Genomic DNA, 18,243 nt, shown 5'->3' on the forward strand with positions numbered 1-18,243 from the left:
CTGGCCGAAAAATTCTCAAGTCGGATAATCATGTTCAGGCCATGCCTTTCAAAGCTGTGCTGTCCAGTCGAAATCGCGGAGATAGAGACCAATGGGGTTTAATCGAATGACGCCCTCATCCTGCGGTGGGGTGAGGGTCACGGTGGCGATGCCACGGAATCGGCGGACGGCGGTTTCCTTGCCGCGCCGGTCGCGCTCAAATTCGGTCCAGTCGATCTGGTAACTCTGGTTCGACAGCGCGACGATGTTGTTCACTTCGATAGCCACGGTCGAATTCTTTGCTTTCTCGAAGGGCGAGTTCGAGCGAAACCAGTCATTGACCTTCTCGGTTGCGGGGTCCGAGGTCCTGAGCAATGCATAGGTCCGGTCGATATATTGCTTCTGCACCACGGCATCGGGCGTGACGCTCCGAAAACTCGAGACGAAACTGCCGAGGGTGGCGCGTACCACCCGCGGATCGGCATATTCGATCTGTTGGGGAACGCCGGCATTGACGGCCGTGCCGAGCTTGTCGACCTCGACGATATAGGGAACGAGCTTCACCTGGGTGCTCTGGTAGAGTGCGTAGCTAAAGCCGATCACAGCCATGGTCATGCCGATGATACCGACGATCCGCCAGGCGGCGGCGGCCTTTACGTAGGATCCATAGCGCTCGTTCCATTCGTTGCGCGCAGCGAGATAGGGATTATCGGGCATGTTTTGTCCGGCCATGGTGGATCGGCCTCCAGTCATTTGGTGTCGTTGATCGGCGGGGGTGGAGGCGTAGCTCCGGGGCGGCTGGCCTGCTGGTCGAGTTTGGCATTCGCGAGCCCCAGCAGCGAACCGGCATAGGCGCCGGGTGACCCGACCGCTTTGTCTTTCGCGGCCGAACCGACAGCACCTGCCGCGCCACCGATGCCGGCCTCCATGCCGCGCATCGCGGCACTGCCAAGGGACGCTCCCCCTGCCCTTGCCGCACTTGCAGCCTGAAACCCTCTGCTGGCTGCTGCGGTAGCCAAAAAGCCGGCGCCCGCCGCAACAGATGCGGCCTGTCCGCCGTGGCGGATCGACTCCATGCCACTGGTTACGGAGGCGCCCTGAACGACACCCTGCAGGATTGGCGGCACATACATGGCGATGACGAAGACCACGACCGATATGCCGGCGATCGCGAGCGTCGTGATGAACTGCTCCGAGGTTGCGGTTGGTGCCTCCGCCAGGCCCAGCAGGATGTCGGAGCCGATCTTGGCGATCATCACCAGCGCCATCAGCTTCATGCCGACAGAAAAGGCGTAGACCAAGTATTTGATGGCGAAGTCCTTGGTATAGGACGTTCCGCCCAATCCGAGCATGATCATGCCGGCAAGCAAGCCGACATACATCTCGACCATGACCGAGACGAAGATGGCAGCAACAAGCGAGAAGCAGACGACGACCACGACCATGGCGAAGACGGCGGCTATCGCCAGGGCATTATCCTCGAAGAGGCCAAATTTCGCCTGTTCCGACATCTTGGTCGCAACGCGAATGCCGGCGTCAAAAATGTTGGCCGGCGACGCAGACCCACCGCCAGCACCAATTTGGTAGAGGCTGTCGACGACAGCCTTGGCGAAGGCCGGCCCCCGGTCGAGGATGAAGGCGAATAATCCGATGAACATGATGCGCTTCACCAGCTCGGCAAACCAGCTATCAAGCGAGGCAGCGCTAATCGCCAGCCACACGGCGGCGATGCCGATCTCGATCCCCGCCAGGATCCAGAACAATGACCGGGCCGCATTCATGACCGTCGTCTCCCAGCCTTTGGCTGCAGTAACAACGGAATTCTCCAGGGTGGTCAGCACCTGACCCTGTTGTGCAAAGGCCGGCGCGCTCGCAAACAACACAAGGCCGATCGCGACCAGGGCGAGTTTGAGGCGGAGGGGACGTGCAACGATCACCATCTCGGTTTCATTTCCTGGCCACCGCGAATGTCGCGATCGGTATCGCCACCGAAGAATTTTTCTCGATATTCGCGTCGGGCCGCATCGGATGAGGTCGCCGACGATGCTTCTCCCGTTCCAGATACGGACGCCGGATGGGGCAGTACGATCCACCTCGCGACGCCTACACCCGACGCGACGATCCCCATGACAGCAAGGATGATAACGAGACGCGGGCTCACCAGCGGGGCTCCATCGTCTGGCCACCGCGTATATCATGCTCGCTTCCGCTGAAGAATTGTTCGCGCCGAGCTTGGGCCAAATCCTTTTGCGTCTGTTCCGACTGGAACCATGTGCCCATCATCGTCATCTGCTGGGAAACCAGGCCACGCAGCTTTTGCATCTGCGCGACCTGTTGGGCGGCGATCTGGTGTCCGACCTGCAGCGCCTTCATCTGGCCGTCAGCCGTCTCCGACATTGATCGCAGCGACGACATCGTGCTCTCCTCGCTCGAGAACTGGTCCGCTGTCAGGTTTGCGGCCTTCAAGGTGCCGCCGATCGTATCGCGATTGGTGTCGGACCAGCTTTGATAGGTCGACGAGAAGCTTGCACCATCCGGTAGATTGCTCTTCATCTCGGAAAAACTCTGGAAGCGCTGTTTCAGGACATCGTCGATATTGCCCATCGAGAAGGCGACGCCCTGCCCTTGGGCAACGACATTTTGAAGGTTCTTGAGGTCGTTCTCGACCTGGCCCCAGACATGGTTTGGCAATTGTGCCGTGTTTTGAAGCATGTTCTTGTAGATGTTGATCTGGTTCTGGATTTGCTCGGCAAGCTGCGAGATCTGGGTAATCTGGTTGTTGACCTGCTCGGCCGACTTGCCGACAAGCGAGATCAGTTCTGTATTGTTGGCGAGCTGTGTCCATTCGGTTGCCTGTCCCGTCACGCCGCCGGCTTCAGCTGGAAGCGGCAACGCCATCGTAAGCGCAGCCACAACGACGGCGACCATGTTTGCAGTCTCAAGAGGTCGGAAAGAGTGTTTCGACATGTGCGATCCCCCTTTGCTGGAGCCAGTGGAGAGGCCAGGAGGCCCCCTGTTCGGAATGCAGGGTGCGAATTTGCTTCAGGTCTTCCTTACCCGTCGCTCCGACGAAGGAGAGTGCGACCGGACCGAGCGCCATGTTAAAAAGACGGCGACCCTCTGGTGAGACAACGTAATATTCGCGCTTGGGAATAGCGGTTGCGACGATTTCGATCTGCCGCTCGTTAAAACCGATGCGCTCATAGAACTCGCGGGTGCCCGGTTCACGCGCCGCTCCGTTCGGTAGGCAGATCTTTGTCGGGCAGCTCTCCTTCAAGACATCGATGATCCCGGATCGCTCGGCATCCGAAATCGACTGGGTGGCAAGTACGACGGCGCAATTGGCCTTTCGCAACACCTTCAGCCATTCCCGAATCTTGTCGCGAAACACTGGATGACCGAGCATCAGCCAGGCTTCGTCGAGGATGATCAGGCTAGGAGAGCCGGTCAGGCGGTTCTCGATGCGCCGAAACAGGTAGGTGAGAACGGGGACGAGATTGCGCTCGCCCATGTTCATCAGCTCCTCGATCTCGAAGCATTGGAAAGCGCCAAGCGCCAGACCGTCCTCTTCGGCATCGAGCAACTGGCCCATCGGGCCGTCAACGGTGTAGTGATGGAGCGCGTCCTTGATCTCACGCATCTGCACGCCTGAGACAAAATCTGAGAGCGAGCGGCCACGCGAATCCGCCATCAGTGCGATCTGCCGGGAGATGGCGTTGCGATAATCCGGGGTGATCGTCACACCCTGTAGCGCCACCAGCATCTCGATCCATTCGGCGGCCCAGGCACGGTCACCGTCGCTGGACAGTTCGGCGAGCGGGCAGAAGGCGAGCGCTTTCACCTCACCATTTACCGACGGACCGATATCGCCGCCGATCTGATAGTGATCGCCGTCGACGCCCAACGCTAGGGGAAGCATTGAGCCGCCCTTGTCGAAGGCGAATAGCTGGGCATCGGCATAACGCCGGAACTGCGCGGCGATCAGCGCCAGCAGCGTTGATTTGCCGGAGCCAGTCGGACCGAAGATCAGCGTATGGCCGACATCATCGACGTGCAGGTTCAGCCGGAATGGCGTCGAACCGGACGCAACCTGCATCAGGGGTGGCGAGGCAGGCGAATAGAACGGGCAAGGCGCGGTCGGACTTCCGGACCAGACGGAGTTCAAGGGGATAAGATCGGCGAGATTGCGGGTGTTGACCAGCGGCTCGCGGATATTGGCGTAAGTGACGCCGGGCAGGCTGCCGAGAAAAGCATCCGTGGCGTTTAAGGTTTCGATCCGGGCGCCAAACCCTTCGGCCTGGATCAAGCGGCGGATCGCCTCGCACTTTTCCTGGAGGCGAGTTTGGTCTTCTTCAAAGATGACGATGACCGGTGTGTAGTAGCCATAGGCGACGAGCTGCGAGGACGCTTCGGCGATGGCGTCCTCGGTTTCTGCCACCATCAGCATGGCGTCCTGATCGACCGAGCGGCTTTGTGTCTGGAAGAGCTGGTCGAAGAACGGTCGCACCTTCTGCTGCCACTTCTTGCGGGTGCGCTCAAGCCGCGCCCTCGCTTCCTCCGCGTCGAGAAAGATGAAGCGAGACGACCAGCGATAGGTCAGCGGCATCAGGTCCAGCGTGTTGAGGATTCCAGGCCAGCTTTCGGCCGGTAGGCCGTCGATCGCCACCACGCCGAGAAAGCGGTTTTCCACGAGCGGTGTCAGGCCATGCTGCAGCTCGGCCGTCACCAGCCAATCGAGATACATCGGGATATCAGGCAGGCGCACCGGATGGTTCTCGCCAGTGATGCAGAAACGGATGAACTGGAAGAGTTCGTCGTATCGGGCGATACGGAACCCACCGCGCTCTGAAATCTCTCGCGTCATCATCCGACGGATCGACAGGACATTGGCAAGATATTGCTCGACTTCACGGATCGAGGTCAGGAAGCTTTGCAACATCGTGTCGGCATAGGTCGCAGAACGGCTCGCCGCATCCGAATAGACATACCGTGTCAGGCCGGAACGCCGGGGCTCCGGCGGCCGCCACGTCAGGATCAAAGCATGGCGGCTCTCGAAATGCCCCCTCTCCTTCTGGAAATGCGCCCGCCGCTCGTCGTCGATGGCGCGCGTGACAGGATCGGGAAAATGAGACTCTGCATCGCTTGGATAGTCTCCAGTCGGGACGCGCACGGCCTCGACCTGGATCATCCATCCCGAGCCGAGCCGCGATAGGATGGCGTTGATCTGTCGTGATACCTCGTTGCGTTCAGCGTCGGTCGAGCTCTCGCTATCCGGCCCCGCAAAATACCAGCCGGCCATCAGCGAACCGTCCTTCAGCAGAATGACACCGTTATCGACAAGGCCGGCATAGGGCACGAGATCGGCGAAGGACGGCCCGGAATGACGGAAGGATTTGAGGGCAACCATTGCAAAGACCTCAGTATGCTCGCCAAGGCGACGACGTCGCGCGGTAAAAGGTCTTGTAGGAAATATGCCGGAGGTAGATCCTGCGCATCAGTGGATCGGCTTTGGCCATCATGCGGAGTGCCGCGACAGCCACCAGCCAAATCGCGATGCCGAACAGAGCCGCGTACCAGGTCAGCACGACGAAGATCAGTATGACCGCCGCAAGCGCCGTCAGCAGAACCAGTTCGCGATCGGCCCCCATCAGGAGATTCGGTCGCGACAGCGCCCGGTGTACCCGCGAGCGTGCGAGAGAGGAACCAGCCTCAGCCATGGGCCCCCTCCCCCACAGTGGCCGCCGTCATCGAGGGCTCGGTCATGCTGCGCCCAGCCTGCGAATGAGCCTCGCCGATCGAGGCACCGGTCGCGCCGAAGAGAGCGACAATCTGGGTAGCTCCGAGAAGTACCCCCCCAACCAGCGCGACGTAGCAAAGCCGCCTCGCGAAATCATTCAATTCGCCGCCGAAGATCAGCATCGCACCGGCAATGGCGACCGCCGCCAACGCGATAAAACCGGCGACGGGTCCAGTGATCGATTGCTGGATTTGCTCCAGCGGCGATTCCCACGGCAGACTACCGCCGCCCGAAGAGGCGAGTGCGAAGTCAGCATAGCCGACAGAAACGGCGGCAAGCGCTGCGCCAACGAGAAGAATGGAGATTTTACGCGACATGGCTGTCCTCATCGATCTGGGCATAATACTCGGTCTGGTAGCGGCCGTTGCGGTATCCCTCGATGTGGATGACCTCGCGGACCCGCCTCCCCTTTCCCGTTCGCTCAATTGAGACGACGAGATCGACGGCTTCACCGATCACCTCCTGCATCGGCTGTTGGCTGGCTTCCGCCGTCAGTTGCTCCAGTCGGCGCAGGGCTGACATCGCCGTGTTGGAATGGATTGTCGTGACGCCGCCCGGATGTCCCGTGTTCCAGGCCTTGAGCAGCGTCAGGGCTGCACCATCGCGGACCTCACCGACAATAATGCGGTCGGGACGAAGGCGCATCGTGCTCTTGAGCAGGCGCGCCATGTCGATTGTATCGCTCGTGTGCAACGAGACTGCATTCTCTGCCGTGCATTGAATCTCTGCGGTGTCTTCGAGAATGACCATCCGATCGTCCGGGGCAGCGGCTACGACCTCGGCGATAATGGCATTGGCGAGAGTTGTCTTTCCCGATCCCGTGCCCCCTGAAATGACGATGTTCATCCGTGCATCGATCGCGCTGCGAATGGCTGACGCCTGCGCCTCGGTCATCACCTTCAACTTCACGTAGTCCGTCAGTGGGATGAGACGCGAAGCGCGCCTGCGGATGGTGAATGCTGGACTTGATACGATCGGAGGCAACAGGCCCTCGAAGCGGTGTCCGCCGATTGGCAGTTCGCCGGAGATGATTGGTCGCTCATTGTCGGCCTCCGACTGGAGCGCGTGGGCGACGCTGCCGATGACGACTTCGGCCGCGGTAGAGCTCATCGCGCCGGCAGCTGTAACGCCGTGCCCCAGCCGTTCGATGAATAGCCGGCCATCGGGATTGAGCATGATTTCGACCACTGTCGCGTCATCAAGCGCAACGCAGAGTTGGTCGCCTAGGGTGTCCTGCAGTTTGCGAACCAACCGTGGATGGGAGCGAAGTTGGGTCACGCAGCGCTCCTGATCTGAAGGCCGCGATATTCGGCGATGATCGAGCGGTAGTCTGACGGGCATACTCGGTGGAAACTTGCTTGATCGGCTGGCAACGTTCCTGCAACAGCGACAGTGTTGCCGACTGCCACGGGATCGCCAAGCCGCTTCATTGGCCATCCGGCTCGGTTCAAGATGCGCTCAAAACGGAGGTCGGTTGCCGTGACGATCTCGTCATAGCCGTTTTCCATCGACCATTCGATGATGCCTGAAAACATGGTAAGCGTCGCGGAATGAAGTTGGCCCCCTCCCCTGCCGGCGGGCAGAGTCGTATCGACGCAGAAGCGCGAGCTCTCGACCATATTTGCGGATGCGTTGAGGGAACCGGTTGCCAGCAGTTGCGGGAATGTGAGTTCCAGCATGGTCGGGCCTATTGCCGGAAGCAGCCGAGCGCAGCCGACGACCCTCTCATCACTGGTGATCGCGAGTATGTAAGTCGGGCCGAAATCGTCGTACTCGTCCCGTTCTCCTGCCTCAGTAGTCGTGACGTCCCATTCGAGACGATCGCGGAAGACTGCGGCACGCAAGCAGTGCATCTGTTTCAGGAGATTCGAATGATTGACGTATCGATCAGGTGAAACGGTTAGAATCTGCATCTCTATCTCCGCATGATGTGGTCTTGCGGGAGAAAAACCATCTCAGGCGACTGATGGCTATCTGCAGATCTGCAGAGGGTGATGTCACGTTGCTAGTGGCTTAACGGTTGATAGCTAAGCCGGCGCGATGAACCCGTCGATCATCAGCTACAAGAGCCATCGTTTTCCACCGCCGATCATTGCCCACGCCGTGTGGCTTTATTTCCGGTTTCCTCTGAGCCTGCGTCTGGTCGAGGAAATGCTTCTGGAACGCGGCATTATTGTCTCCTACGAAACGGTCCGGCGATGGAGCCGTAAGTTCGGTGCTGCCTACGCAAAGCAGTTGTGCAGAAAGAAGCCGTCGCGAAAGGACATCTGGTACCTCGACGAGGTGGTAATTCCATAGATGGCCAGAAGCACTGGCTTTCGCGAGCCGTAGACCAGGACGGCTATGTTCTCGACGAGATCGTCCAGATCCGCCGTGATACAAAGGCAGACAAGCGGTTGTTGATTAGACTGCTGAAGAAGCAGGGCCTCGCACCAAAGAGGATTATCACCGACAAGCTGCGCTCATATGGAGCGGCGAAGCGAGACGTCATGCCTACCGTTGAACATCGCTCGCATAAACGCTTGAACAATCGTGCGGAGAATTCACACCTGCCGCTGCGAAAGCGAGAACGGATGATGCAAGGCTTCCGATCCGCCGGTGGATTGCAACGATTCATCGAGGTCTTTTCGGCAATCAGAAATCACTTCGTCCCGCCCCACCAGAAGCACACCGCCCTCGCCACTCACATTCATAGTATCCGCGCAATGGCGCAGTGGAAGGCTGTGACAGGTGCAGATGCCTGAGTTCAACTGCAAGTCCTTCGCCGGCTTCAGTCAAACAACGTGACATAACCGGAGGGTGTGTTTCCGAATATTTTTGTCATTGTTGTCGTCCCTTGATGGAAGAAGTCATCGCTCCGATACAGCCAGCAATGACAGAGTGATCTTCGGGACGCGAAGGCGATAAAACCATTTTTTGTACTGCAAAAAAATAGGCTTTTGCACAATTTCATTCCTCAAGAACAATAATATATTGTTTTTATGGATTAATTGAATTCGGCAATGAAATGGATGGATTCGCATACACCTCAGCGTCTTGATCGCGTCAGTCCCCGACTGCGTTGGCAAGCCGTCGACCGGGCCTCATAAATCAACAGGCGCCCCTGAAACACTGAGAGCATCGTACAGAAAATACGAATCGGCACGATGCTCTATATGTCGTAGCTATGTGCGGCATTGATCGTGGAGATGAAACGCTTTGTGCGGTCCTGTTGCGGGACCGTGAAGATATTTTTCGCACTGCCGGTTTCAACGACACGACCTGCTTCAAGGAAAACAACATCGTTGGCGATCTTTGAGGCAAGCCGGAGATCATGCGTGGCAATGACCATGGTGGTCCCCTCCCCGGCCAATCGGCTCAACACATCCACAACCTCTGCCGCAAGTTCCGGATCCAGTGCCGATGTTGGCTCGTCACACAACAAAACACGCGGCGACGGTGCTAGGGCTCTGGCAATGGCAATGCGTTGCTGCTGGCCACCAGACAAAGTGGATGGCCAGACATCGGCTTTGTGGGCCATACCCACTTTGTTCAGTAGCTCAATGGCGCGCTGACGCGCTTTTTCCTTTGGCCATTTCAGCACGGTGACCAAGCCTTCCATCACATTTTCGATGGCTGTTTGATGCGGAAACAATTGAAAATTTTGAAAAACCATTCCGGTCTGGCGGCGAATTTTCTGAATGGATTGCCAACCGTTTTTTTGTCCGGGTGCAAATGTCAGACTTGCTTCACCGATTTTAACGGTGCCGATTGTCGGGATTTCCAGCAAATTGATGCAGCGCAGCAACGTGCTTTTGCCACCTCCGGACGGTCCGACTAGCGCCGTAACATTTCCTTCCGGGATACGCAGGTTGATATCATTCAGGATAACAGCCTCACCGAAACGCTTTTCGATATTGGAGAGCTCGATCATGCGTTGGACTCCATCATACCGCCATAGCGGGCAAAGCGACGCTCCAATCGCACCTGCACTGTCGAGAGCACAGAGCACAGGGCAAGATAGATCAATGCTGCTTCGATATAGAGGATCAGTGGTTCATAGGTGGTGGCGACAATGCGTTGGGCAGCCTGAAACAGCTCCGGCACGGTGATAGCCGCGGCGAGCGATGTGTCCTTCACAAGCGAAATGAATGTATTGGACAGCGGCGGCACAGCGACGCGGGTTGCCTGCGGCAGGATCGTGCGCAGCATGGCTTGACGCCAGCTCATACCAATCGAATAGGCCGCTTCCCATTGTCCTTTCGGCACGGAGGAGATGACAGCGCGAATGATTTCAGAACTATAGGCCCCTATGTTCAGCGTGAAGCCGATGAGCGCCGCTGGAAACGCATCCAGCAAAATACCAATGCTTGGCAAGCCGTAGAAAATTACAAAAAGCTGGACAAGCAGAGGGGTGCCACGAATGACCCAAACATAAAAGCGGGCAATCGCCGCCACCGGTTTCCCTCCGAACAGCCGGCCGATGGCCGTAACAAGCCCAAGTGTCAAGCCGAACGTGAAGGAAAGTATCGTTAGCGGAATGGTAAACAGCAACCCTGCCCACAGAAGAGGGACAAGCGAATCCACCATCAATTGAAGCCAGTGCGGCAAAGACATCTTCCTCAAAAGAGATGCGCCCGGCAGACAATCCCGCCGGGCGCTTTTCACATCAATATAGGGCGGTTTGAACGATATCCAGCTTTCTTCAAAACGTTATTTGGAAACGTCTTGACCGAAATACTTCTCAGAAATTTTCTGATAAGTGCCATCGGCTTTGATGTCAGCCAGCGCCTTGTTGATAGCGGTCAGCAATTCGGGCTCTTGCTTGCGAATGATCACGCCGGAATAATCGGCATCGCTCTGCTCTGCGGCGATCTTTACCGGCGCATCCGGTTTGTGCTTTTTGAAATCCAGGAAGGACAGGCTGTCATTGATCGTGGCATCGGCACGACGCGTCAGCACGAGTTGAATGGACTGATCAAACCCATCGGTACCAACCAGTTCCGCACCCGACTTTTCAGCCAGCTTTCCGAAATTGCTGCTCAGGGATTGCGCCGATTTCTTGCCCTTCAGATCAGCAAAGTCCTTGATACTGTTGTCATCACTGCGGACGATCAGAACAGCTTTCGAGGCGATATAGGGGTCCGAAAAATCATATTTCTGTTTGCGCGTCTCGGTGATGCCAACTTGATTGATTACAGCGTCATATCGTTTTGCATCGAGACCGGCGATCAATCCGTCCCATTTTCCCTCAATGAATTCGGCTTTGACGCCGAGTTTGGCAGCGATCGCTTCTCCGATCTCCACGTCAAAACCAACCAGCTTGCCGCCCTCGTTGTGATAGGTGAAGGGCGCATACGTACCCTCGGTACCGATCTTGAAAACGCCAGCGGACTTGATCGTCGCGAGATTTTCACCAGCATGGGCGGGCATGAGCAGAACAGCCTGCAGCAACGCTACGGTGGCAATAGATTTGAGCAGTTTCATATCGGTGATGCGTCCTTATTAGTGATGTCAGACAATCGCAGAAATCACACCGAAAATCGGAGTATAAAACTGCGCGGAAAATAAGCAATTGCAAATATTTTTCTCATTTTCGCGCAAATGCCATGGGATGGCGCAAGCACCCTTCAATCTTTGTTGGTAGGAATGAGATCGTGTATGCCATGTTCCCGATGTATCGGTAGTTCTATGCGGATTTCCTTGGAAACTCTGCAAGGCCGCGGATGCCCCGATCGACAAGTTTGATCGCCTCGTCAAGATCATGGGGCACAATCGCCATGGTTGCCTGCCCAATGTCGAAGAGATGGTGTTGAAGGCGGCTTCTTGTCATGGCGTGGATTGCCGAAAACTGCTCCTCTAACAGCAGCGCTTCTGGACTTGCGACAAGAGCGCGGGCAACAACAACGCGTTGTGCCTGTACATCGTCCCAGTTTTGCCGGAGGCCGTTGGCTTGAATTATGTGGCCATGGCTGCTGCGTCCAGCATGGGACAGTATCGTTCTTTTGCCTCGGGGCGCCGCGATGGGTCGATACAAGGGTGTCATTGGACTGCGTTTGCGCGCTCGATCATTACTTGCTCAACAGACAGAGGCCGCGATCGGCGTCACCATCCTGAACCGAATGCTTGCCTGGGGAAGTCCGAAATCCGCTCAGCGCCAAGCCGGCGACTTCCCGCGACGCGCAATTCACTTGAACATCGCTAACCGGGCGATTAAGTTATCTCAGTTTTTTTGTAAATTCATTTTATTTAATAATAAGTTTGCTTAATTAGGTTGAAACCGCGTCATGCGTTCCCGGGAGAGGTGCAATGAATTTCACATCTGGCAGTTTGCCCGTCGCAACGCGTGACGTTTCTCAAGCGAAAGCAGACCTTGATCAGTTCGGCTATGCGATCCTGGCCGATTTGGTGACGGGTTCTGGACTGGAGGCTCTTCGCCAGCGACTGGTCGAACAGGCGGATGCGGAATGCGCCGCCGGAGTAGCGCTTTTGCATGATGCGGATGACAAGCCACTATCGCAGGAGGTGGCACGAACAATCGATCGACACCTAGTGCCCAGGCAGATCCTGATGATGCTTTACAACAAGGGGAAGGTGTTTCGCGAAATCGCTCATAACCCCAGCCTTGTCACGTGCGTGCGGCACATGTTTGGGGGGCGGGAATTCAACCTCTCAGGGCTTGCGGCCCAGATTACCAACCATGGCAGGCCAGCCCAGAAATTGCACACCGATCAGGACCAGTTGCCGCTTGATCCGTCGAAGGCTTACGTTGCCAACATCTTGGTGATGGTCAGCGATTTCACAGAAGCTAACGGTGCCACGCGGGTGATTCCGGGCTCGCACCTTTGGCCGCGTCCGCCTTGGTCGCGCAGCCCCAATACCGCCCCGGATTACCCCTTCCGCACCATGGACATTCCAGCCCCGCCGATGGATACAATAGCGGTAGAGGGTCAGCCAGGCAGCGCCCTTATTCTCGACGGTCGCGTATGGCACGGCGCGGGAGCGCATACCGCACCAGGGGTTACCCGATATGCTTTGGCGTCATCCTATGTACTGCCCTTTATCAGGCAATACGAGAATTTTCCGGCTAATATTCTGCCCGAAATATTCGAGGCCTTGTCCAGCGATGAGCGACATCTCCTAGGGTATGCGGGATATAAGGGATCTCTGGGCTATGTCGAGCCAAAGGCTTCCCGGATCGGTGAGAGCGCATCAGCCGGCTAAAGCGCGTCCACTAACCGCTTCGGGCGGTCTTGAATGCGTAAATTCAAAAACCAAGATCTTAGCTCGTTTTGCCTAGGCCCGCATATCCGGACATCATCCATTTGGCGCAATCGACGCCAAGTTCTGCCATGGCATGCTGTTCAAACCTTGCGCTAGCCTCCGTCGTCAGCGTATCGATCCATCGCCCGTTTTGCCCCTTATTGAAGAACAACTTGCCATCGTCTTTCCACAGGCCTGCTCCATGAGGAACATAGCGACGGGCATTGTTCCTCATATGTCCGAGGCTACAGTTGTGCAAAATGCGCGGTAGCCGATCAAGCGACAATGGGACCTCTAAAAAGGCAGCGATCCTAAGGATTTGTTCGCCCATATCCGTGATGAGGTCGGCATAGTGCACAAACAGGACATTCGGGAGAATCCGCGCCAACCACCAGGATCGTAGATTTTCCCAGAACGGCCAGAACGGAAAACCATCTTTATCGAGCCAGGCATCGAAAAAATCGGTGATTGACGACTGCGGCGGTGTCGCCACCCGCAGCCGCCCAGAACGCCCCGCTTCCTTGTCTAGCAGCAGTTGCGCATCTTGGCGGGCCGCATTTTGGTGATCGAAAAGGCTCCAGACGATATCTCGGCCATCTCGCCCGACGTAGATATATTTCGCCTTCTCCGAAAGGATCAGCGCATCCATGGGCAAATGTGTTTTTAGAAACCGCCGATGGGTTTGCGCCTCGATCAGGCCCAGTTTAACCTGTTTGTCGGGATAAACTGAATCAATCCAAGGCGAAATAGTTGCCACGTCCACATCGTTATCCTGATCAAAAATGAGTTGCGCAATAATCTGTTGAACCAGTGTCGTTCCTGCTTTGGCATAGCTTGCGACAACGATATCTCCATCACGATATTTTATGTCGTTCCAGATGCTGGCATCAAAATAGCGGTTGGCAAAATCCCGCTTCTTCAAAGGGTGATCGTTCGCATCCATGACGTCCTCCGAAACCACGTCTTAACGAAATGTCGTTTGATGTAAGCCGTCCAGGTAATCGCGCGTATTGTCTTCAAGCTCTTCTGGCTTTTGTTCAGGCATCGACCGCCTCTGGAACAGGTTCCAGCGGGATTTCTTAGGCCGCGCATGGAGCCAAGGATAAGCCACCTCAGGGCATGCAACGCCCAGAAACGCGCAAAGCGGATCCCATCCCTCACCTGCGTCCAACACGAGCAAGCGATCGGCGGGAACTTCATCGATAACGGACTGATTCCACCGACGGAAATAGTTGGTCATGAACGTCCGGTCGCTTATATTGTCGCCGAAATCCCTGCGCAAAAAGTCGCTGAGGGCAAGGCCATCGTTGCCCAATAACATCCCTTTCCGTTTGGCTGGAAAGATTGTTTCACTGACGGATTCGAACCAGCCATCCGGGTCTCGCCTGGTCAGAATGACTTTCGCCTGCGGATAATGCTCCATCAATTCGCGCCAGAACAGGCAACTTGGGTAATCGACAGTTGCACGATATCCTTCGAAGATACGGTCCCAATCGGCCGTTCCACCGATAGCGTCGTTCCAAAGTGGCAGGGAGGTCCGAACCGTCGCGGCGATTTCCATGGCGTGATAGCAGGGCGCTATCCCCAAATGCTCTAGAGCGAGCTTGAGGGATAAAGTCCCTGTTCGACCTAATCCGGCACCAATAACACAAAGGCTCATAACATTTCCCTCATTCTATCAATGGTGCCATCTATGCCAGTCAGAATCTGCGGTATTCTGAAATCGCTGTTCGGCTGGCGGAAACGAACGACTCGCGCTGCCAATTGCTCCACCGAGCATGAAGAAAGAGGCCGGCAGACCGCGCGAGCAAGTCCAGTTCATTCGGCCAGACGCATCGGATCTTGTGTCGGAAGACCTTGGGATGTGTACCGATGACCATGATGCGCTGCTCAAGCACTTGAGAGATCGGATCGCCCTTCACCCCCATGAGCATGACGGACGCCATCCCGTCCTCGTCCGATGGCAGGTCCCCCATGCGGTTGAGCCGGAAGTCGCTGCTGAAAATCGCTTCGTTTGGAATGATCGTTTGGACAACCAGCGAACCGCCCTCTGCGAGATGTTTTTCTGCATTGGCGAAGAAGCGCAGCTGCTCCTCTTGGGTGAGGAGATAGTCGAACGACGCCACACAATAAATGAGGCCGAATTCTCCCTCTATGGGCACATCCGCCATATCGCCTAGAACCAGGGACAGTTTTTCTGCTCCCGGCTTTCGCTTTAGCCGTTCGAGCATCGCTTCGGAAAGGTCAATGCCGGAGACGTCAAGGCCGCGCTGAGACAGTGGCAAGGCGATCCGTCCTGTCCCAACGCCAAGTTCAAGCGCAGGGCGGCCATCGGCGATGTCCGCGAGAACATTTACGCAGGGAGTCATGACACTTTCGGGCCAGGATTCCTGCCAGCTATCGTAAAACTCTGCATAGCTGTCATAGTTGTTAAACGAGCTTGCCGTCATATGAAGGTCCTATCTAGTCCGGCTTCCGAGGCACGGGGCGTTAAAGTCAGTGTGACACCCAAAGGGCGCAAGACGAGTGCTGGATAGGGTCGCACTTTGGTATGTGGCATCCGTTTCAAGGTGAAGCGCCTCAAAATACAGACCAATATGGCTGTCATATGGATCATGCTGAAATGCTCGCCGATGCAGCGCCGGCTGCCCCCGCCAAAGGGGAAAAAGGCGTAGCGCGGTAAGCGTTCTTCCAGCGTGCCGTCCAGCCAACGGTCCGGCCGATAGTGCTCGGGCAAGTCGAAATAGCGGGCACTGCGGTGATTGACCCAGGGACTGATCATCAAGGCGCTACCCTTTGGGAGAAGGAAGTCGCCGAGCACCGTATCCTCAAAGACAGTCCGCCCGGTTAGCCAGGCCGGTGGGAACAGTCGCAGGGCCTCCTTGAGCGCAGCCCTTGTCTCGCGCAATCCGTTCTCGTTCAATCCGTCAAGGCTGATCGGGCCGTCGCCGTTCGTAGCCCAATCACTGCCCGTCAATGCCAACGCATCTATTTCTGCGGTCACACGTCGCAGAACGTCCGGGTGCGCTGTCAACAGGTGCAAGGTCCAGGCAAGTCCGGCAGACATCGGCTCCAGCCCGGAGAGGATCATGGTGCAAAACTCGTCGCGCAGCCAGTTGTCATCCTCATCAGACGCCTTATCGAAGGATCGTTCGAACCCATCGTGCCATGCGACGCTCTTGTCGCTGCCTTGGCGCGGCTGCCGCGCACGGGCAAGGGCAGCGCCAGCCAGTTCCTTCGCAGCATCTCGGGCGCAGGCAAGTCGTGCCTCCGTCCTGTCGAATGGGCCGAGTGGAAAGCGTATACCGTCGCGCGTCTTCGCTATGATCAAATCTGATAGGATCACGAACGCGGACTGCTCATTCTCGCCAAGCGTGGTTTTGAGAAAAAATTGACAGCCGATGTCAAAACACAGCCGCTGCAGGGATTTTCTGATGTCGGAATATGGAGGCTCGATCTGCCATCGATCAAGATGGCCCTGGGTAATTTCGATTGTTGCATCCACGCCCTTTGCAACGGCGTCGCGACTAAAGCCGGGTTGCAACATCTTTCGCTTGCGGCGCCAGTCTTCACCAGAGCTATTCATGATCGAAGAAGCAAAATTGACCATGCCCCTATCTTCATCAGGAAGCGACTTTTGAAATACCTGATGCTTGTCATGAAGAACCAATTCAATCAGTTCAGGGGCAACGACAACATAGAAGCCGTCATCGATGCCGATCAAAGGACTGTCAATTTGACAGCACGAAGACAGCAATGACAGAGGATCCTTGCGGAATCTGAAGCTGTTGTTGAAAAGGCATCGCTGCCGAATATTTGGAATTTTTTGTTGATAATTCTCAACTGAGGCCATCGGAAATAGCAACCGCCAAAACTGGAAAGCCTATATTCACCAATATTAATTCAAACAAAGAATCGGCGTCCTCGGGAATTCAAAATTAAACCCCCGAGGAGCAACAGGTTATCAGTATGTATAGATATAACGTGGCTTACGACGATTAAGCTTAGATGCGCCAATAAAGACGGCAAGAAATTTCTTCATATCTTACTCCTTTATTATTCGTCGACGCTAACAGGGCGCCGGAAAATAAAAATATCTTATATTACAAAAGAAGTCAATTTAATTGTATTTATTTGATTCACAACTTGATATTTTATGAGAATATTCAATATATGCATAATTTAAACAGTAATAAATAATTGGAATTTTATTTCCAACTATCCTTTGAATGGGATGCTGGGAATGCCGTTAAGGGCCTTTTGCGCGGATCGCCGGAGAACTGCTATCAAGCGACGGTTTTTGGGGCACTGTAACGTCAACCGGACATCGATCAAATGTGGGATCTGGTTACATGACCAGATTTGCCCGGGATCCTGTTTATCGTCGCCGTCGATTTCCAGCCGAAGTGATTTCCTATGCCGTTTGGCTGTACCTCCGGTTTCCGCTCAGCCTGCGTATGGTCGAGGATCTGCTGGCGGCGCTCGGCATCATCGTCTCTCATCAAACCGTAAGGCCGCGCTGCCGTCAGAAGTCAAAGGCCAGTCAAGTCTGGAACCGGGAATCCAGCCACACAGCAAATCCGCCCTTGAATGCATTGGCGTTATCGCCGTGACGGGCATTGGTCGGCAGTGTTTTCAACCTGGTGACATTGCCGCCGCCGATGACAACATAGTCCGGCTCCAGTGCCGCGCTGAGTTGCTCTACAGCCCTCAACACATGTTTCTCCCATTTACTATGCCCGCGTTCTTCCAGGCTGGCCTGACCGAGGTAGTCCTCATAGCTGCGGCCTTTGCGATAGGGAAGATGCGCTAGTTCCATGGGTTGGGTGACATAGTTGACGATCATGGCCGCTCCCAGCCCGGTGCCAAGGCCGAGAAACAGCATACGTCCGCCTTCATAGCTTCCCATAGCCTGCATCAGGGCATCGTTGACAATACGTACGGGCTTGCCGAACCGCTTTGCAAAATCGAAGCCTGTCCATCCAGCAGCTAAGTTATGCGGCTCCGCCAAAATACGATTATGAACAACCGGACCAGGATAACCAATGGCGATAACGTCATAATCCATGCCTGACGCAAGTGTCTCGACTGCGTCGGCCATTGCGACAGCATCCATTTCAGGACCCGAGACAGCCTTTCTTTCCACGCCGTCAGCGCTGTTCATGATTTTCACATGCGACCCGCCGACATCGACGGCAAGCACGATCTGTGGCTTTTCATCCATA

General features: G+C 56.0%; 18 protein-coding genes and 3 pseudogenes. 4 read left to right on the forward strand and 17 right to left on the reverse strand.

What is annotated here, in order from left to right; all coding sequences use genetic code 11:
• Nucleotides 1-48 precede the first annotated feature (48 nt).
• The 9 genes from G6L01_RS24165 to traI are packed head-to-tail and all read right to left on the reverse strand — an operon-like array spanning nucleotide 49 to nucleotide 7,689.
• Entirely contained in the window at nucleotides 49-711 is a 663-nt protein-coding gene (locus tag G6L01_RS24165; protein ID WP_070165898.1) for a conjugal transfer protein TrbF, read from the reverse strand.
• Between the two features lie 17 nt (nucleotides 712-728).
• Entirely contained in the window at nucleotides 729-1,919 is a 1,191-nt protein-coding gene (gene trbL / locus G6L01_RS24170; RefSeq protein ID WP_070165900.1) for a P-type conjugative transfer protein TrbL, read from the reverse strand.
• Nucleotides 1,913-2,140: an entry exclusion protein TrbK gene (gene trbK / locus G6L01_RS24175; protein WP_081344118.1), complete on the reverse strand. Its 228-nt coding sequence runs from the start codon at nucleotides 2,138-2,140 to the stop codon at nucleotides 1,913-1,915. The genes trbL and trbK overlap by 7 nt, the downstream gene beginning before the upstream one ends.
• Complete coding sequence (gene trbJ, locus G6L01_RS24180) at nucleotides 2,137-2,907, reverse strand: P-type conjugative transfer protein TrbJ (RefSeq protein ID WP_174089371.1); 771 nt, start codon at nucleotides 2,905-2,907, stop codon at nucleotides 2,137-2,139. Before trbJ ends, trbK begins: the two co-directional genes overlap by 4 nt.
• A 10-nt stretch (nucleotides 2,908-2,917) precedes the next feature.
• On the reverse strand, nucleotides 2,918-5,386 hold the full coding sequence (locus tag G6L01_RS24185; protein WP_070165904.1) for a conjugal transfer protein TrbE: 2,469 nt from the start codon (nucleotides 5,384-5,386) through the stop codon (nucleotides 2,918-2,920).
• A gap of 10 nt (nucleotides 5,387-5,396) precedes the next feature.
• A complete protein-coding gene (locus G6L01_RS24190) occupies nucleotides 5,397-5,696 on the reverse strand; it encodes a conjugal transfer protein TrbD (protein ID WP_070165906.1) in 300 nt (99 codons plus the stop codon).
• The gene (trbC, locus tag G6L01_RS24195) at nucleotides 5,689-6,093 is read right to left on the reverse strand and encodes a conjugal transfer pilin TrbC (protein ID WP_070165908.1); all 405 of its coding nucleotides are present in this window, start codon (nucleotides 6,091-6,093) and stop codon (nucleotides 5,689-5,691) included. Before trbC ends, G6L01_RS24190 begins: the two co-directional genes overlap by 8 nt.
• Nucleotides 6,083-7,054, reverse strand: a complete 972-nt coding sequence (trbB, locus tag G6L01_RS24200; protein WP_070165910.1) for a P-type conjugative transfer ATPase TrbB — start codon at nucleotides 7,052-7,054, stop codon at nucleotides 6,083-6,085. Before trbB ends, trbC begins: the two co-directional genes overlap by 11 nt.
• Nucleotides 7,051-7,689 carry an acyl-homoserine-lactone synthase gene (gene traI / locus G6L01_RS24205; RefSeq protein ID WP_070165912.1) on the reverse strand — a complete coding sequence of 213 codons (639 nt, stop codon included), beginning with the start codon at nucleotides 7,687-7,689 and terminating at the stop codon, nucleotides 7,051-7,053. Before traI ends, trbB begins: the two co-directional genes overlap by 4 nt.
• 127 nt (nucleotides 7,690-7,816) lie before the next feature.
• Between traI and G6L01_RS24210 the strand changes: the two are divergent.
• Nucleotides 7,817-8,520: pseudogene (locus G6L01_RS24210) on the forward strand (IS6 family transposase).
• A 407-nt stretch (nucleotides 8,521-8,927) separates the two neighbouring features.
• Here G6L01_RS24210 and G6L01_RS24215 read toward each other — a convergent pair.
• The 3 genes from G6L01_RS24215 to G6L01_RS24225 all read right to left on the reverse strand — a co-directional run bounded on the left by G6L01_RS24215 (nucleotide 8,928) and on the right by G6L01_RS24225 (nucleotide 11,242).
• Nucleotides 8,928-9,689, reverse strand: coding sequence for an amino acid ABC transporter ATP-binding protein (locus G6L01_RS24215; RefSeq protein WP_070165914.1), 762 nt, complete (start codon nucleotides 9,687-9,689; stop codon nucleotides 8,928-8,930).
• Nucleotides 9,686-10,366, reverse strand: a complete 681-nt coding sequence (locus G6L01_RS24220) for an amino acid ABC transporter permease (protein ID WP_070166159.1) — start codon at nucleotides 10,364-10,366, stop codon at nucleotides 9,686-9,688. Before G6L01_RS24220 ends, G6L01_RS24215 begins: the two co-directional genes overlap by 4 nt.
• Before the next feature lie 102 nt (nucleotides 10,367-10,468).
• Entirely contained in the window at nucleotides 10,469-11,242 is a 774-nt protein-coding gene (locus G6L01_RS24225) for an amino acid ABC transporter substrate-binding protein (RefSeq protein ID WP_070148360.1), read from the reverse strand.
• Nucleotides 11,243-11,775: 533 nt separating this feature from the next.
• Here G6L01_RS24225 and G6L01_RS24230 point away from each other — a divergent pair.
• Both G6L01_RS24230 and G6L01_RS24235 read left to right on the forward strand, forming a co-directional pair.
• Nucleotides 11,776-11,919: pseudogene (locus G6L01_RS24230) on the forward strand (IS5/IS1182 family transposase); the annotation flags it as partial.
• A 145-nt stretch (nucleotides 11,920-12,064) separates the two neighbouring features.
• Nucleotides 12,065-12,979: a phytanoyl-CoA dioxygenase family protein gene (locus G6L01_RS24235; RefSeq protein WP_070165918.1), complete on the forward strand. Its 915-nt coding sequence runs from the start codon at nucleotides 12,065-12,067 to the stop codon at nucleotides 12,977-12,979.
• Nucleotides 12,980-13,037: 58 nt separating this feature from the next.
• On the opposite strand, the gene G6L01_RS24240 is transcribed toward G6L01_RS24235, so the two are convergent.
• The 4 genes from G6L01_RS24240 to G6L01_RS24255 are packed head-to-tail and all read right to left on the reverse strand — an operon-like array spanning nucleotide 13,038 to nucleotide 16,871.
• On the reverse strand, nucleotides 13,038-13,961 hold the full coding sequence (locus G6L01_RS24240) for a sulfotransferase domain-containing protein (RefSeq protein ID WP_070165920.1): 924 nt from the start codon (nucleotides 13,959-13,961) through the stop codon (nucleotides 13,038-13,040).
• Nucleotides 13,962-13,982: 21 nt separating this feature from the next.
• Nucleotides 13,983-14,678 (reverse strand): sulfotransferase family protein, encoded by a 696-nt coding sequence (locus G6L01_RS24245; RefSeq protein WP_070165922.1) that lies wholly within the window; start codon nucleotides 14,676-14,678, stop codon nucleotides 13,983-13,985.
• Between the two features lie 40 nt (nucleotides 14,679-14,718).
• Entirely contained in the window at nucleotides 14,719-15,468 is a 750-nt protein-coding gene (locus G6L01_RS24250; RefSeq protein ID WP_070165925.1) for a class I SAM-dependent DNA methyltransferase, read from the reverse strand.
• On the reverse strand, nucleotides 15,465-16,871 hold the full coding sequence (locus G6L01_RS24255) for a cytochrome P450 (protein WP_070165927.1): 1,407 nt from the start codon (nucleotides 16,869-16,871) through the stop codon (nucleotides 15,465-15,467). Before G6L01_RS24255 ends, G6L01_RS24250 begins: the two co-directional genes overlap by 4 nt.
• A 499-nt stretch (nucleotides 16,872-17,370) precedes the next feature.
• On the opposite strand from G6L01_RS24255, the pseudogene G6L01_RS24260 reads away from it, so the two are divergent.
• A pseudogene (locus tag G6L01_RS24260) lies at nucleotides 17,371-17,532 on the forward strand (IS6 family transposase); the annotation flags it as partial.
• Nucleotides 17,533-17,561: 29 nt separating this feature from the next.
• On the opposite strand, the gene G6L01_RS24265 reads toward G6L01_RS24260, so the two are convergent.
• A complete protein-coding gene (locus G6L01_RS24265; RefSeq protein WP_070148347.1) occupies nucleotides 17,562-18,242 on the reverse strand; it encodes an ROK family protein in 681 nt (226 codons plus the stop codon).
• Nucleotide 18,243 lies beyond the last annotated feature (1 nt).

It is taken from the genome of Agrobacterium vitis, assembly GCF_013337045.2.
Lineage (GTDB): Bacteria > Pseudomonadota > Alphaproteobacteria > Rhizobiales > Rhizobiaceae > Allorhizobium > Allorhizobium vitis_B.